Here is a 15,471-nt window from a genome sequence, read left to right on the forward strand (position 1 = left end):
ATTTTTAAATGATTATGATTCTAGTGCAAAATACGGGCACGAATCGTACCTTCAATTGATTTTAGTTGCTGTAATGCTTCTTTTGAACGTTCCGTTTCAACATCAATCACGACATAGCCAACTTCTGCACCTGTTTGTAAGAACTGGGCGGCGATGTTTATGCCTTCTGACGCAAAAATAGTGGTGATTTGATTTAATACTCCTGGGCGGTTGTGGTGAATATGAAGAAGGCGAGAACAACCACTGTGATGTTCTGGCAATGATACTTCAGGAAAGCCAACCGCTGATAATGTTGAGCCATTATCGGAGTATTTCACCAGTTTCCCTGCAACTTCAATACCGATATTCTCTTGAGCTTCATGAGTAGAACCACCAATATGTGGAGTTAAAAGCACGTTATCAAATTGCATCAGAGGGGATTCAAATGGATTGTTATTGGTTTGCGGCTCAACAGGGAATACATCAATGGCTGCACCTGCAATGTGTTTGCTTTCTAAAGCGCTACAGAGAGCATCTATATCGACCACGGTGCCACGAGCGGCATTGATAAAAATAGAACCGGGTTTCATACGTGCGAATTCTTCAACACCCATGAGGTTTGCTGTTCCTTTTGTTTCTGGAACATGTAAGCTCACTACATCTGATTTATTGAGTAATTCAGATAATGAACTAACTTGAGTCGCATTGCCGAGTGAAAGTTTGGTTTCAATGTCGTAGAAGCAGACTCTCATGCCTAAGTTTTCCGCAAGAATACCTAATTGAGTTCCAATGTGACCATAGCCAATGATGCCAAGGGTTTTGCCTCGTGCTTCAAATGCATTATCAGCTGATTTAAACCATTCACCACGATGAGCTTTGGCATTTTTTTCAGGAATACCACGTAATAGTAATAAAATTTCACCAAGAACCAGTTCAGCAACACTGCGAGTATTTGAAAAAGGGGCATTAAAAACAGGGATACCGCGTATCATTGCTTCATTGAGATCAACTTGATTGGTACCAATACAGAAACAACCGACAGCGGTTAGCTTTTTCGCTGCAGCAAAGACTTCCGGTGTTAATTGGGTACGAGAGCGAATACCGATGAAGTGGACATCTTTGATTGCTTCTAATAGTTGTTCACCTTCAAGAGAGCCTTTGTGGTAATCAATATTGCTATAACCTGCTTGCTGCAATACTTCTACTGTTGAAGGATGGAGACCTTCAAGGAGTAGAATTTTTATCTTTTCTTTATTGAGTGATACGGTTGCCATAAGTTCTTATCCTTAAAAACGTGGCGACTGAGAATGACAATCTTGCCTTAGTTTGACTGTGGTAAATATTGCCTTTCAGTAGCTAAATAGTTAAATGTTTGATGGTGTCTGTTTAATAAAGTATCAAAAATTAACCACTATGGGTAAGAATATTACAAAAAAGCCAATAAAAAACGGCAGCTAATGATTCGCGAACGATCAATAGCTGCCGTTTTGTAATCAAATAACGAACTAATCATTATTTTTGGATGATTTTAGTACCTTCCGGTGAGCCAACAATTAATACATCAGCGCCACGATGAGCAAAAAGGCCTACAGTCACGACACCGGGTAGGGCGTTGATGCTGTCTTCCATTGCTTTAGGATCGGTAATTGCCATGTTGTAAACATCAAGAATGATATTGCCGTTATCAGTGATCACACCCTCACGGTAGACTGGGTCACCCCCAAGTTTTACCAGTTCACGACCAATGAAAGATCGCGCCATTGGAATGACTTCTACTGGTAATGGGAACTGACCTAAGACATCAACTTGCTTGGTGTTATCAACAATACAGATGAATTTTTCTGCGATAGCCGCGACAATTTTTTCACGAGTTAATGCGGCGCCGCCACCTTTGATCATGTCAAATTCAGCATTGATTTCATCTGCGCCATCAACATAAATATCAAGACTAGCAACATCGTTAGCATCAAAGACTTTAATGCCAATTTGCTCTAGGCGCTCAGTTGAAGCAACAGAGCTTGAAACCGCCCCTTTGATCTCTTCTTTACGAGTTGCCAAGGCATCGATGAAGTGATTAACGGTTGAACCAGTACCTACACCAACAATACTGTTTTTCGTTACGTACTCAAGTGCTGCCCAACCCGCTGCTTTTTTCATTTCATCTTGTGTCATGCCGTTCTCCTCGTAATGACCTCAATTATGCGAAAGGTGATTATAGCTAACCGAAGTGATTTCGTCAGTTGGATTCTATGGTTAATGGCTGCAAACTTAAAACTAAAAATATAACTTTATGAATAACATACAATTACATTCAGTTTTTTTATCCAAAAGCCAAACGTTTGCGTTGAGGATGTGATCACTCGCTGAATTGATGGTTAGGGGTAATAATTAAGGGCAATGGCACATCCCATTCTTCGTTAGGTAATTGCGGTATATATTGGCAATCATGACCAATCCCAATTGGATAAGGCCCTTGGCGATAGTGGTGCCACTGGCTTAGGGTTCTATCATAATATCCCCCCCCCATACCAAGTCGTTGGCCTGTGCTATCAAAGGCGACCAATGGGGTACAAATAATATCAAGCTCAGCAATAGGTTTAACTCGACGTAAATCTAATTTAGGCTCACGAATATGGTAACGATTGGTGGTCATTGGCGTGGTTGCGTCATAATGCAAAAACAGTAAATGCCCTTTGCTAAAAGGGTGCAATACTGGCAAGTAAACGGATTTTCCTTGTTGCCATAACCAATCAATAAACGGCTGTGGATCTATTTCACCATCTGTCGCGAGATAAAGTGCAATATGTTGGCTGTGTTGAATTAAAGGTAAGGTTTGTAAACGTTGGGATAATTGTTGAGCAGCATGTTGTTGTTGTAGAGAAGATAACTGACGCCTAGCGTGACGAATGTGTTGTCGTAGTTGTTGGCGTAATGGTTGTGAGTTGGAAATGGGGGGCGTTATCACTTGAGTATCCAATCCATGAACGGTGAGTGTCTAAAGATTGTAGAGTGAGAATACTAACAAATAAAGTGAAATACACGAAAGGGATGTCCCCAAGGTGCCGTTGCGAAATAAGGCCCTTGAACCAGATGTTCAAGGTGGATTAGCAACATTAACCGTAGGCTTCTCAGTCGGGCTGAGCATGCTCAATAGTTAATAAAAAAGCCAATCCTGGGTATTTGCTTATCGGCTCGGGGACGTTCATTCACTGACGTACACCCCAGGGTCAATTCATTATCAACGCTTTGGCTGATATTGCAATACTTTATCCAAATTTTCTTCTAGTGAATTGATTTTATTGGATATTAATTCAGCATTGCGATTATGTTCTTGTCGCTCTAAATGCAACTCGTTACTGATGTTGAGACCAGTAAAGATCAATAATTGTTCTACGGATACACTACTACGCGCAGACATATCTTTCAAGCGCTGGTCAAAATCTGCCGCCGCGGCACGTAATGCATCTTCTTGACCTATTGGGCAATTCACTTTTAACTTTCTGCCCAATACTTGAATTTCTACAGCCTGAGTACTCATAAACCTTCGATTTGCTCCGTGCCAGAATGGGTATTCATTCCGCTTGCGACTAGAGTCAATATAGAAAAACCCTACCTAAGATGCAAGCGGCTATGTCTCGGTTTCAGTTCAATAGCATCTGACTAAACAGATATTAATCACACTCATCATAGAGTTGATTAAGGATTGAACGTTCTCGCCAGTGTTATCATTTGCCGAACTAGGCTTAAGTGTTAGCATAACACAGTGCCAGCATTCGCTCATCGCTATTTATTATACTAACTAAGCCATGTGTGTGATTATTGTTTGGTACAATTTCAAAAATGTAACGTTAATTACTGACATCTCTATTCATTCAGTAATGGTCACAAAACTATTAATTTTAAATCGCGCCAATTAAAAAGGTGATAAACCATGAGTGAAATAACCCTACCAACATACCAAGCTGTTGAAGCTGAATTAAAACAACAAGGCTTGGCTGCTATGCCTGCTGAATTACATGGTTTACTCAGTGGAATGATTTGTGGTGGTTTAGCTGTTGATGATGAAAGTTGGGTCGGTCCTGTTTGTGATTACGCCAATGAAGGTCAGCCGATGACAGACGGCGCCAAAATGATGGTACGGACGCTATTTACAACGACGGCTGATGAGTTGATTGGTGGTGGATTTGAATTTTCATTATTGATGCCTGATGATGACGAGCCGTTAGCCACTCGCGCTGAAGCATTAACTGAGTGGGTAAACAGTTTTATTTCTGGTTTAGGACTAATGGATTTGCAAAAAAATCAATTATCTGAGGAAATAACTGAAGCACTGGCTGATTTACAAGAGATCTCACAACTTGGTATTGATGAAGACGAAGATCTTGAAGATCAAGCGGCTTTATTTGAACAAGTGCTTGAACATGTACGTATGTGTGTCTTGAGTTGTCATTCTGAATTAGGTCAACGCCTTGTCAATGATGATAATGCTGACGAAATGCCAACTCTTCACTAATTATTTCGATGGCGAAAGGGACAAAATGTGAAGCAATATGATGTGGTTATTGCGGGTGGCGCAATGGTGGGTGCATGTCTAGCAATTGCACTGGATGAATTAACGCAGCATCAATTACATATCGCGGTTGTTGAAGCGGTAGCGGCTGATCAGCATGGGCATCCTGGCTATGATGCACGCAGTATTGCGTTGTCTCATGGTTCAAGTCGATTATTAGATGCGATTCAGCTTTGGCCTGCCTTAGCAAAGGTTGCGACGGCAATTGAACATATTCATGTGTCGGATCGTGGTCATGCGGGAATGGTTGAGTTGTCAGCACAACAATTGGCGGTTGATGCGCTAGGTTATGTGATTGAGCTAGCTGATGCGGGTAAAATTTTTCACCACCAGTTAGCGACTCGTCCTCAGATTGATCTGTTTTGTCCTGCTAAAGTTGAACATATTGAGCGTACTCAGGCTGAGGCATTGGTGCGTTTAAATACTGGAAAACGGCTACGTACTAAATTAGTGGTTGCTGCTGATGGTGCGACGTCACATTGTTGTGATTTATTGCATATTGGTCGTGATGAACATGATTTTGAGCAAGTCGCGGTTATTGCTAACATTACCACTGCTAAGCCACATCAAGGCCAAGCTTTTGAACGCTTTACTAAATATGGTCCTGTGGCATTGTTGCCGATGGCTCAAGGACGGAGTTCATTGGTGTGGTGCATTGAACCGCAGCAACAAGCGCGCATTATGGCATTATCGGATGCGCAATTTTTAGCAGAATTACAAGCCGTGTTTGGCTGGCGTTTAGGGGCACTAACAGTGGTTGGTGAGCGTCATTGCTACCCTTTGATTTTACGTCAATCACAGCGGCTAGTCTCACACCGTACTGCGGTGATTGGTAATGCGGCTCAAACGCTTCATCCTATTGCTGGACAAGGGTTTAATCTTGGTTTACGTGATGTGATGACTCTGGCGGAAGAAATTGCAGCTGGCGTTCAGCGTGGTGCTGATATTGGTTTACCCACCGTATTAGGTCGTTACCGTGAACGCCGTTTACCTGATCGTCAAGCGACGGTATCCATGACCGCCGGGCTGGTAAGCTTATTTGCAAATGATAATCCCGCACTGGTTGCTGGACGTAATCTGGGCTTGATGACCATGAGCCTTTCTAACACACTTCAAGCACCGCTGTTACGCCGTGCCATGGGACAGGTAAAACGATAGCTATGATGCAAAATGTTGATGTCGCCATTATCGGTGGTGGAATGGTTGGTTTAACACTGGCCGCAGCGTTAGCCGATACTGAATTACGTATAGCGGTGATTGAAGGTCAATTGCCGAATCCTGAATTAGCCGCTTTGCCTGATATTCGTGTATCGGCATTGAGCCGTGCTAGTGAACGCATTTTACGTAGCGTGGGGGTGTGGGAAGGTATTTGCTGTCGCCGAATGAGCCCTTACAGCAAAATGGAAGTGTGGGAGCAAGACAGTTTTGCCCATATTGATTTTGACGCTGAGCGACTATCACAACCGGATTTAGGTCATATTGTTGAAAATCGAGTAGTGCAATTAGCATTGTTAGAACAGGTTAACAAACAACATAACGTGACCGTCATTGCCCCTGACCGCTGCCAAAATATTGCTTTTGGGGAAACGGAAGCATGGCTGACTTTAGCCTCTGGTAAAAACCTCACCGCTAAATTAGTGGTTGGTGCTGATGGTGCCAATTCATGGTTACGCCAACATGTAGATATTCCTCTGACACAGCGGGATTATGGTCATAGTGCATTAGTGGCCAATATCCGTTGTGATGAGCCTCATTTACAAACCGCCCGTCAAATTTTTCGTCCTGATGGTCCGTTGGCCTTTTTACCTTTAGCTGAAAAAGATTTATGTTCGATTGTGTGGTCATTACCACCTGAGCAAGCATTGCAGCTGTGTGATGTTAGTGATGAAGAGTTTAATCAGCATTTAACGACAGCTTTTGATCACCGTTTGGGTTTGTGTCGCGTGGAAGGTGAGCGCCAAACCTTTCCTCTAAAAATGCGTTATGCTCAAGATTTTGTACGTGAACGGGTCGCGTTAGTTGGCGATGCAGCCCACACGATTCATCCGTTAGCTGGGCAAGGGGTTAACTTAGGCTTATTAGATGCAGCGGCCTTAGCGCAAGAGATCATTGGTTTGTGGCAAGCGGAAAAAGACATTGGTAAGCAGGTTAATTTACGTCATTACGAACGCTGGCGTAAAGCGGAAGCAGCGAAAATGATCACCGCGATGCAAGGTTTTAAATCCTTGTTTGATGGCGCTCATCCAGCGAAAAAACTGGTACGTGATTTAGGAATGTTATTTGCTAATAATGCCCCAGGCGTTAAAGATGAATTCATGCGTCGAGCATTAGGATTAAGTGGCGAATTACCTGAATTAGCGCGCTATAAATAAGCTGTAATCAGCCACTGAACTGAGTGATTATTTATTAAACCGTAATAAATTTTTTGTTACGGTTTTTTTTGTTCTCAAATTGAGCAAAAGATATTTTTTCACCTACAGTAAATAGAGTGATAACGACCTATTAATTGTGAGCTTAAAAAGGATGTGAGAATGAGCTATGTGCCCTCAGAATTAAAATTTACTCATACGCATGAATGGTTACGTGATGAAGGTGATGGAATTTATACCGTTGGTATTAGTGATCATGCTCAAGCCTTACTTGGTGATATGGTATTTATTGACCTTCCTGACAGTGGGGCGGCTATTGATGGCGGAGAAGAATGTGCCATTATTGAATCCGTAAAAGCAGCATCCGATATTTATGCACCATGTACGGGCACGATTATCACTGTTAATGACGAGCTCGAGGCTGCACCTGAATTAGTCAATAATGATCCCTATGGTGATGGGTGGTTATTTCAAATTCGAATTGATACAGATGCGGATGTGGATGAGTTGTTGGATGCTGAGGACTATTTAGCGACGATTGTTGATGATGAATAGCGTAAAAACATTAAAGCCCACATACTGTAGTGGGCTTTATTCGAGAGGCTTTAATTCTAAAGGATTGGCTTAGTAAATTTCACGTAGACGCTTAATTTCTAAGTTAACCTCGTTCACTGTATCGTAATGATGCTGTTGTGCTTTTAATGGCACCAACAATATTCCTTTCTCAAAATGATAGCCGCCACGGCCATCAATATAAATTCTTCCTTTAAATATACGACTAACATGCTTGGCAATTAGTTTCGGCAAGTAGCGTTTGAACATCCGCATAATACAGTTTAACTCCGACCTTCCTGGCGATTAACGCGAATAAGTATACGCTAATTCTTATGACACTTCTGTGACATTATTAGCATAAATTTAACGATAAATTTCATTTGTTGGCGAATTGAATAAGTTTAAATAACATATCTAGAATAATGTTCTGATTATAATGATTTTTTGGTGTTTCTTATTACCACTGATTGTTACATAAGGCTGGTTAATGAATGATGATCGCTACCTATTTGACGATGTTAGCGGCAAATGAAGGTAAGTGGATTACCGTTTAAACATTGTGAGTGATTTGTAATCAGTAATGTTAATAATAAGTTAGTGTTGGTTTCGATATTTTATGCTGATTTTTAAAATTTTAAGTTGATAGCTGTTTAGTGTTTTTTATTAAAAAAATCACTTAGATCATCATTTATGATCCTAGATCAATACTAGGTTTTTGGCATATGCCAATAATAAACCTCATTAGCGAGGTTATCATCACCATGGCAAGACCTAAAATTGAAAGAAAGATCCGTTGCCGGCCAGCTTATAGTTGCTTTAAACCGAATGGGGTTCCGATGAAGCAATTACCTCGACTTATTTTAGCCAGTGATGAATTAGAGGCGCTAAGATTGGTCGATATGTTGGGTTTACAGCAACTTGAAGCAGCTCAACAGTTAGGTGTTTCTCGACAAACATTAGGCAATATTGTGGCACGAGGCCGACACAAAGTTGCACAGGCGTTAGTAATGGGAATGGCATTAGAATTGGTAACCGACACCCTTAAAAACACAGAGGAATAATGTATGTTAATAGCGATAGCGTTAACGCCAAGAGATCAGATTGCAGGCCATTTCGGTAAAGCGGCAATATTTGCTATTTATGATCAACAAGGTCTGCTGGTGGATCGCATTGAAAATAGTGGTAGTCGAGAGCTGGGATGCAAACATAAAAAAATACTCCAGCGTCAGCTTGCGGCACTGAACGTCAATGAAATTGTTCTGGGTAATATTGGTACTCGATCTTTAGCACGTTTGTTGCAAGCTGGATTTAGTGTTAGTCGGGTACCGCCGAGAACATCATTAGCGACTTTTTTAGCGGGTGGTATTAGCAAAGAAGCATTAGTGACTGCCGATCAAGGTCGTGCTTGTAAACGTGAAAAAGGTGCATGTGGTTGTGGCTGTGGCACTAAAAAATCGGCGCCTGCCGTGGCTAAAGTCGGTATGCTCGCGACCAGTTTTAATCAGTTAGGAAAAATTGGAGGATTAAAATGATGACTACATTTTTTCTGACGTTAGGTATTTTCTTGGTGGTGATATTAGCAATGGCGATTGGGTGGTTTGTTAAACGTCAAACTATCAGTGGCAGTTGTGGCGGTTTGGCTAATGTTGGCGTCAATAAAGAGTGTAACTGCGATGAACCTTGCGATGAACATAAACTTTATCAAATTCAAGAGCCAAATAGCCGCGCGCAGTAATTGTATTGGTATAGCAACAACAGCCATTGGCAGAGTAAATATGCTCTGCCGCGCTCTTTTCTTTATTGGTTTATTGACCTGCTCGAAGTTGTTCGACTTGGGTTATCACCGTTTGGGCAACAAGGTGGCGTAACCATTGATTGCGAGGGTGATTACTGTTGCGATGTAGCCATAGTAATCGAATATCAAAATCAGCTATCGCAACAGGGGGAAGGCATTGGGTTAATTGGTCATTGAAAATATCCAGCTGCGCCATCAAACGTGACACTACACAAATTAAATCGCGACCGCTTAGTAAGTGTCGAATGGTGAGAAAGTTATGTGATCCCACTGCGACTTGACGCACAAATCCTTGTTGTTGTAATTGGTCATCAACCTGAGTAGTTAATTTACCATCCGGACTTACAAGTGCATGGGGGTGGTGACTGTATTGATCGAGTGTAACGTTATCATTAAGCCCCGTTGCGCATTGATCATAAAGGCACACATGATCTTCGGTATATAAATATTGATGTTCAATATCCTTTCCCATATCTGTCATTGAACCGATAACCACATCTATTCGATGTTGATTAAAATCGGTGTGATAACTATGACGATCGACATTAAAAAAGCTCAGTTGACATTGTGGTGCTTGATGATGAATTGCATCATACAGTGCGGGGGCAAATAATAATTCGGCATAATCAGTTAGACCTATTTTAAAGGTGCCACAAAAATCAGCAGGAATAAATGTACTTGGTCGCAGTAGTTCATTGGTGACTAATGACAAAATCATATCGACAGTAGTGGCATGTTCTAAAGCGGTTTGAGTGGGCAGCATTTGATGACCATGACGCTCAAATAAAGGGTCATTTAATAAATTGCGTAAACGCGATAAATTATGGCTCATTGCTGATTGACCAATGGCTAATTTATTGGCGGCTTTGGTTACACTGCGGGTGTCCATTAATGCAGAAAAGGCAATCAATAAATTAAGGTCGACACCGCGCCAATTAATATCGTGGTGGTGATGGTTAGCCATAGCCTATTCCTTTACCGAGTAAGTAAACCAACGGTATTTTCATTCATACCGTTGGTCTAGGTGTCACTAATTAAGCCTGTTCTCGACAAATATCAGCGACCATAGGATCACATAATATCAATAAATCATCAGTCGCGATTTCAATGCCAGCCATTCGATCACCACTACTGATATTAACATGCTTAATAGCGGTTATAGTGGCATCAAAAACAATCACTAATGGACGCTTTAGCCCTATAGGTGCCACTGTGCCGATGACTAATCCCGTGACTTTTTCTACTTCAGTGGCATCGGTACAAGTCATTCGCTGACAACCTAATAGCGCCCGTACCTTTTTAGGATCAACCGATTGTGGCCCTGGAACACATGCTAGTACATGAAAACCTGACATATCTTTGAGTAATATCGATTTCACCATGTGCTGCGGATCAACCCCGCGTTCTGCTGCGGCTTCGGCAATGGTCTTTGCCGGCTTCGTGTGTGGCAGCAAGCGGTAATCAACCCCTTCGTTATCAAGTAACTGCGTTACTGCGGTATTAATCAAATTATTCGGCATTAAGATCATACGGTAAGTCGAGTTTATGCCAAAGTGCGTCAGGGGTAGTAGCAAAGCGGAACTGACTGTCATCGTCGAGATCGTTAGGTAACACCACTAATGCAATTGCTTGATCATCAGCATAGTGATAGCCGCAAATAACCGTACCTCCTTTACGCCAATTTTCACCAACACTGCGTTCTAATGCGTCACCCGCTTGTGGGCATTGGGTCGCTGCACCTGTCACTATATACATCGCGCGTTTATTGATACCACGGTACTTAGCACGCGCAACCGTTTCTTGGCCGGTATAGCAGCCTTTTTTAAAGCTAATACCATCAACCGCTTGTAAGTTTACCGCTTGAGGAATGAATTCAAGTTCGGTGGTGTTATCAATGCGAGGTTGTGCTGCCTTAATATCATAGAGATTCCACAATTCAGTGGTTGTTAAGGTTGCTGTTGGTGCCAAGTTGGTGATAACACTGTCAGCTTGTTCCGCGGTGGTGATAATTAACCAGCGCGCGTTATCGACTTTTATAGCCGTGGCAGTATCGTTATGACGTACATCGGCATCGCCATTGAAATGACTATCAATGGTGGTTTGAGCTTGGGTGCCTGTAAGCCCTAAAATAATCGCTGAACTTTGGGTTATTTCTGTTTTAGAAAACACCGCATATTTTTTTAATTCAGGTAGTTGGCTTGTCATTACACTTTGACGTTGTACTAAACCATAACCATTTTGGTAATGGAAAACGCGCATAATGGTGCGTAATTTTCCTTTGGCATCACAGTGACCGGCAACGGTTGATTTATCGGCGCTTAATGACACTACATCACAAGTTAACTGACCTTGTAAGTAGGACTTACTGTCAGGGCCAACGAGTGTCACCATTCCCCAATCACTGAGGTTGATCATTGCTAAATCAGGTAGCGAATCAGTTGTGCTTAATGCGAACGGGGTAAAGGTGTATTGAGTTGACCAAGTGTTCATAATGGTATCCACAAATGCTGTAATGATTACACTATGTTATACCAACTGAACAAAATAATTAACCATGGTTACACGATGGGTTAATTGGATGTTTTTGTGGGGGGCGATTATGGTGGGCTAGGTCTCATCTTGAAGGATTATTTGTGCTAGCGCATGGTCGTTATTGAGCATGGCTGTTACTCTATTTGTAACGGAAATACGCACAGTATTCGATTATCAGTGAGCCATTAGGCACGCAATAGAGGTTATGTATGTTAGGTGCAGAAGAGAAAGCTCGCGTAAAATGGGCATGTCGTCGTGGTATGCTTGAATTAGACGTGTTGGTGATGCCATTTTTTGAAGAGTGTTTTGATGATTTATCAGAACAAGAGCAACGTGATTTTATTTCTCTACTAACATGTGATGATCCTGATTTATTTAAATGGATGATGCAGCATGGGCGTAGTGATAACGCAGCTCATGCGATGATGGTTGATAAAATTGTTGCCCATAACAACAGCAAGCTACGTTGATCTAAAGCTTAACTTATCCCCGCGACTAAACACTGCGCTGAGTCTATCTTACTTCAGTGCAGTGCTATTCTTATTGATTGTCCCGCCCGTATTTTTACCACTTAGTTACTTGTTTGCTGAAGCATTGCTGTTTGAATGGCAACGAAGCTATCACTATTATTTAGCTCAACAAGGCCCTTTACGGCTTTATAGTGATGGTAATATTCGTTGGTATGATCAAGCTGGAAAGGTGATAGCGGTTAAACTGGTTACGCGCTGGCTGGTGGTGTTGTCGATTACACACCATAGAAATCAATGGTTAATTATTGGCTATGACGGTTGTGACGCAGCTCAGTATCGACAATTAAAAATGATGACCCATTTAGGGCTATTAAAACCTGACTCCGGCCACAATAAACCATGATGCTAATATTGAAATTAGCATCACAGGTATTAATAATAAAAACAGTTGATTGCTAACGATTAATGATTGTTAGGCACTAAAATTGTTGCTGTTGCTTGTTCATCAAGTTCAGGATAATCAAGCGTATAATGCAACCCGCGACTCTCTTTACGTGCCATCGCACACCGAACAATCAGTTCAGCAACTTGTAGTAAATTACGTAATTCCAACAGGTTATTTGAAACCCGGAAATGGCTGTAATACTCATCGATTTCATGTTTCAGTAATTCAATTCGGTGCATTGCGCGTTCTAAACGTTTGGTTGAGCGTACAATACCGACGTAATCCCACATAAATAATCGTAATTCATGCCAGTTATGTTGGATCACCACTTCTTCATCTGAATTGGTCACTTGGCTGTCATCCCAACAAGGTAACTGTTGCGGTTGTAAGATGGCATTAAATTGTTGTTCTATATTCTGTGATGCTGACCATGCATAAACGACACATTCAAGTAGGGAGTTTGATGCCATACGGTTAGCTCCATGCAGACCGGTATAGCTCACTTCTCCAATGGCATATAAACCGTCAATATCGGTTTTACCTGATTTATCAACCATGACCCCGCCACAGGTATAGTGCGCAGCGGGCACAATTGGAATCATATCAGTCGTAATATCAATACCATAGCCTTGTAATTTTTCAGCGATCATTGGAAAGTGGTTTCTGACAAAATCGGCAGGCTTATGGCTAATATCTAGGTACATACAATCGGCACCGAGACGCTTCATTTCATAGTCGATCGCACGGGCGACGACATCCCGTGGCGCCAGTTCCGCGCGTTCATCAAAATCAAGCATAAAACGACTGCCATCAGGGCGACGTAAATAAGCGCCTTCGCCACGTAAAGCTTCACTTAATAAGAAGGTTTGTGCTTTAGGGTGAAATAAACACGTGGGGTGGAATTGATTAAACTCAAGGTTAGCAACACGGCAGCCTGCGCGCCATGCCATAGCAATACCATCACCCGATGAAACATCTGGGTTTGAGGTATATTGATATACTTTAGATGCACCACCTGTGGCTAAGACGACAAATTTCGCTGCGAGGGTTTCAACACATTCTTTGTCACGATTCCATACATAGGCACCCAGTGCTCGGTTGGTTTTTGAGTGCGGATTTATTTTTTTCTCAGTGATAACATCAAGTGCATTATGACGTTCAAGGATAGTAATGTTAGGGTGGTTGCGGGCTTGTTCTTGAAGTGAGGTTTGCATTGCCATTCCGGTGGCGTCAGCAGCGTGAAGAATACGACGATGACTATGACCGCCTTCAAGCGTTAGGTGATAACGTGGGTGATCGTCTGAATCTGAGTCTTCACGATCAAAGGGTACTCCACCATCAATCAGCCATTGCACACACTGCTTGGCGTTTTCAGCAATAAATTGTACGACGTCTTGGTCACAAAGGTGAGCACCAGCAATTAAGGTATCTTCAACATGGGATGCAATACTGTCTGATTCATCAAAAACGGCAGCGATACCTCCTTGAGCATAATAGGTTGCTCCTTCACTGAGTGGCCCTTTGCATAAAATTGTGACTTTACCAAGATGCGCTAAGTGGAGTGCGAGCGATAACCCTGCTGCGCCACTACCAATGACTAAAATGTCGCTATCGTGTTGATGAGGTTGGTTCATAGTGATTACATGTCCATGTGATAATCTTATTTCATGCTACCAAAATTGTTATTAAAACGCATGTTTGTTTGGATTTTGGTAGCATAAATATCACTGAGATACGCTGCTTTAGCTGTATTATTGTTAACAAATAACACAGTGATTATTTCATGTCTTTGTGATTTTTTACTTTTTTCAGTCACAGATCCTCGTCAGTGTTATTATTTCAGGTAAAATGACTGCTGTGATTAGATCTGTTTTTTTGGTGTTTTTGTTACAATGAATAACCTAACGGTAACCAAAACATAAAATTATTTTTTTAACGGTGGAACTTTGCCATTATCCATCGGTCTTAAGTAGTGCTCATGCTCATAAATATTTCATAAGTCAGTGTTTTATTTACGGTGAGACTAACGCTTATAGTGGCAGGACAATCTAAATAAACCATTGTGCATCAATAACGAATTTGCGCCATTATTGGGTAAATTATCGTGAGATGAATGCAATATTACTAACCGTAGACATGGGAGTACACGCTCGAATGAGCGAGCAGCAAACTGATCAGGTATTAATTGAGCGAGTACAGCGGGGAGATAAGCAAGCATTCAACCTTCTGGTTATTAAGTACCAGAATAAAGTTTGTAACCTTGTTTCTCGTTACGTTAGCAATTCTGGTGATGTACCAGATGTTGCCCAAGAAGCGTTCATTAAAGCATATCGCGCCTTACCTACATTTCGTGGTGAAAGTGCATTTTATACGTGGCTTTATCGCATCGCGGTTAATACAGCAAAAAATTATTTAGTTGCTCAGGGGCGTCGTCCGCCTGCATCTGATGTCGATGCCGAAGACGCGGAATATTATGAAAGTGGAAATGCGCTTAAAGAAATTTCGAACCCTGAGAACCAAATGTTGTCTGAAGAATTAAGACGGGTTGTTTTTAGTACGATTGAAGCATTACCCGATGATCTTAAAACAGCGATCTCATTGCGTGAACTGGATGGTCTAAGCTATGAGGAAATCGCTGAAGTAATGGGATGTCCAGTAGGTACAGTTCGCTCACGTATATTCCGTGCTCGAGAGATGGTCGAAAAACGTATTCGTCCCCTTATGCAACAATAATTATGTTGCACCAAACGGTGGAA

The 15,471-nt window shown here is 41.8% G+C and carries 19 protein-coding genes and 1 other RNA gene; 10 read left to right on the top strand and 10 right to left on the bottom strand.

Annotated features, from left to right (window positions below; translation table 11 throughout):
• Nucleotides 1-20: 20 nt before the first annotated feature.
• The 5 genes from serA to zapA all read right to left on the bottom strand — a co-directional run bounded on the left by serA (nt 21) and on the right by zapA (nt 3,517).
• The gene (gene serA, locus ACJZU6_RS04060) at nt 21-1,253 is read right to left on the bottom strand and encodes a phosphoglycerate dehydrogenase (protein ID WP_080158239.1); all 1,233 of its coding nucleotides are present in this window, start codon (nt 1,251-1,253) and stop codon (nt 21-23) included.
• Between the two features lie 238 nt (nt 1,254-1,491).
• The gene (gene rpiA / locus ACJZU6_RS04065) at nt 1,492-2,151 is read right to left on the bottom strand and encodes a ribose-5-phosphate isomerase RpiA (RefSeq protein ID WP_107276732.1); all 660 of its coding nucleotides are present in this window, start codon (nt 2,149-2,151) and stop codon (nt 1,492-1,494) included.
• Nucleotides 2,152-2,335: 184 nt separating this feature from the next.
• Complete coding sequence (locus ACJZU6_RS04070; RefSeq protein ID WP_235865957.1) at nt 2,336-2,941, bottom strand: 5-formyltetrahydrofolate cyclo-ligase; 606 nt, start codon at nt 2,939-2,941, stop codon at nt 2,336-2,338.
• An 85-nt stretch (nt 2,942-3,026) separates the two neighbouring features.
• Nucleotides 3,027-3,210: non-coding RNA, 6S RNA (gene ssrS / locus ACJZU6_RS04075), on the bottom strand.
• 7 nt (nt 3,211-3,217) lie between these two features.
• Nucleotides 3,218-3,517: a cell division protein ZapA gene (zapA, locus tag ACJZU6_RS04080; protein ID WP_080158237.1), complete on the bottom strand. Its 300-nt coding sequence runs from the start codon at nt 3,515-3,517 to the stop codon at nt 3,218-3,220.
• A 393-nt stretch (nt 3,518-3,910) separates the two neighbouring features.
• On the opposite strand from zapA, the gene ACJZU6_RS04085 reads away from it, so the two are divergent.
• The 4 genes from ACJZU6_RS04085 (at nt 3,911) to gcvH (ending at nt 7,473) form a co-directional block, all read left to right on the top strand.
• Entirely contained in the window at nt 3,911-4,492 is a 582-nt protein-coding gene (locus ACJZU6_RS04085) for a YecA family protein (protein WP_080158236.1), read from the top strand.
• Between the two features lie 27 nt (nt 4,493-4,519).
• Nucleotides 4,520-5,707 carry a 2-octaprenyl-6-methoxyphenyl hydroxylase gene (gene ubiH / locus ACJZU6_RS04090; protein WP_107276733.1) on the top strand — a complete coding sequence of 396 codons (1,188 nt, stop codon included), beginning with the start codon at nt 4,520-4,522 and terminating at the stop codon, nt 5,705-5,707.
• A gap of 2 nt (nt 5,708-5,709) precedes the next feature.
• Entirely contained in the window at nt 5,710-6,921 is a 1,212-nt protein-coding gene (locus ACJZU6_RS04095; RefSeq protein WP_408900688.1) for an FAD-dependent 2-octaprenylphenol hydroxylase, read from the top strand.
• A gap of 159 nt (nt 6,922-7,080) precedes the next feature.
• Nucleotides 7,081-7,473: a glycine cleavage system protein GcvH gene (gcvH, locus tag ACJZU6_RS04100; RefSeq protein WP_408900689.1), complete on the top strand. Its 393-nt coding sequence runs from the start codon at nt 7,081-7,083 to the stop codon at nt 7,471-7,473.
• 69 nt (nt 7,474-7,542) lie between these two features.
• Here the strand turns inward: gcvH and ACJZU6_RS04105 are convergent, their stop codons facing one another.
• Nucleotides 7,543-7,746, bottom strand: coding sequence for a DUF1107 domain-containing protein (locus ACJZU6_RS04105; RefSeq protein ID WP_080158233.1), 204 nt, complete (start codon nt 7,744-7,746; stop codon nt 7,543-7,545).
• 488 nt (nt 7,747-8,234) lie between these two features.
• Between ACJZU6_RS04105 and ACJZU6_RS04110 the strand changes: the two genes are divergently transcribed.
• From ACJZU6_RS04110 to nqrM, 3 genes are read left to right on the top strand one after another with little or no spacing between them, the layout of a single operon-like run.
• Nucleotides 8,235-8,534, top strand: coding sequence for a DUF134 domain-containing protein (locus ACJZU6_RS04110; protein ID WP_080158232.1), 300 nt, complete (start codon nt 8,235-8,237; stop codon nt 8,532-8,534).
• Between the two features lie 3 nt (nt 8,535-8,537).
• A complete protein-coding gene (locus tag ACJZU6_RS04115) occupies nt 8,538-9,005 on the top strand; it encodes a NifB/NifX family molybdenum-iron cluster-binding protein (protein ID WP_107276735.1) in 468 nt (155 codons plus the stop codon).
• Nucleotides 9,005-9,208: a (Na+)-NQR maturation NqrM gene (gene nqrM / locus ACJZU6_RS04120; RefSeq protein ID WP_080158392.1), complete on the top strand. Its 204-nt coding sequence runs from the start codon at nt 9,005-9,007 to the stop codon at nt 9,206-9,208. The genes ACJZU6_RS04115 and nqrM overlap by 1 nt, the downstream gene beginning before the upstream one ends.
• Before the next feature lie 70 nt (nt 9,209-9,278).
• Here the strand turns inward: nqrM and ACJZU6_RS04125 are convergent, their stop codons facing one another.
• From ACJZU6_RS04125 to ygfZ, 3 genes are all read right to left on the bottom strand, one after another.
• Nucleotides 9,279-10,232 (bottom strand): LysR family transcriptional regulator, encoded by a 954-nt coding sequence (locus tag ACJZU6_RS04125; RefSeq protein ID WP_297479455.1) that lies wholly within the window; start codon nt 10,230-10,232, stop codon nt 9,279-9,281.
• 70 nt (nt 10,233-10,302) lie between these two features.
• Nucleotides 10,303-10,788 (bottom strand): aminoacyl-tRNA deacylase, encoded by a 486-nt coding sequence (locus ACJZU6_RS04130; RefSeq protein ID WP_408900690.1) that lies wholly within the window; start codon nt 10,786-10,788, stop codon nt 10,303-10,305.
• Complete coding sequence (gene ygfZ, locus ACJZU6_RS04135; protein ID WP_080158229.1) at nt 10,778-11,758, bottom strand: tRNA-modifying protein YgfZ; 981 nt, start codon at nt 11,756-11,758, stop codon at nt 10,778-10,780. The genes ACJZU6_RS04130 and ygfZ overlap by 11 nt, the downstream gene beginning before the upstream one ends.
• A gap of 251 nt (nt 11,759-12,009) precedes the next feature.
• Between ygfZ and ACJZU6_RS04140 the strand changes: the two genes are divergently transcribed.
• Both ACJZU6_RS04140 and ACJZU6_RS04145 read left to right on the top strand, forming a co-directional pair.
• Entirely contained in the window at nt 12,010-12,270 is a 261-nt protein-coding gene (locus tag ACJZU6_RS04140; RefSeq protein WP_080158228.1) for a succinate dehydrogenase assembly factor 2, read from the top strand.
• Nucleotides 12,239-12,673, top strand: coding sequence for a protein YgfX (locus ACJZU6_RS04145; RefSeq protein WP_408900691.1), 435 nt, complete (start codon nt 12,239-12,241; stop codon nt 12,671-12,673). The genes ACJZU6_RS04140 and ACJZU6_RS04145 overlap by 32 nt, the downstream gene beginning before the upstream one ends.
• A 59-nt stretch (nt 12,674-12,732) precedes the next feature.
• Here the strand turns inward: ACJZU6_RS04145 and nadB are convergent, their stop codons facing one another.
• Entirely contained in the window at nt 12,733-14,349 is a 1,617-nt protein-coding gene (gene nadB, locus ACJZU6_RS04150; protein ID WP_080158226.1) for an L-aspartate oxidase, read from the bottom strand.
• A gap of 520 nt (nt 14,350-14,869) precedes the next feature.
• On the opposite strand from nadB, the gene rpoE reads away from it, so the two are divergent.
• Nucleotides 14,870-15,448 carry an RNA polymerase sigma factor RpoE gene (rpoE, locus tag ACJZU6_RS04155; protein ID WP_080158225.1) on the top strand — a complete coding sequence of 193 codons (579 nt, stop codon included), beginning with the start codon at nt 14,870-14,872 and terminating at the stop codon, nt 15,446-15,448.
• Nucleotides 15,449-15,471 lie beyond the last annotated feature (23 nt).

This window comes from Photobacterium piscicola (assembly GCF_046058925.1).
GTDB lineage: Bacteria > Pseudomonadota > Gammaproteobacteria > Enterobacterales > Vibrionaceae > Photobacterium > Photobacterium piscicola.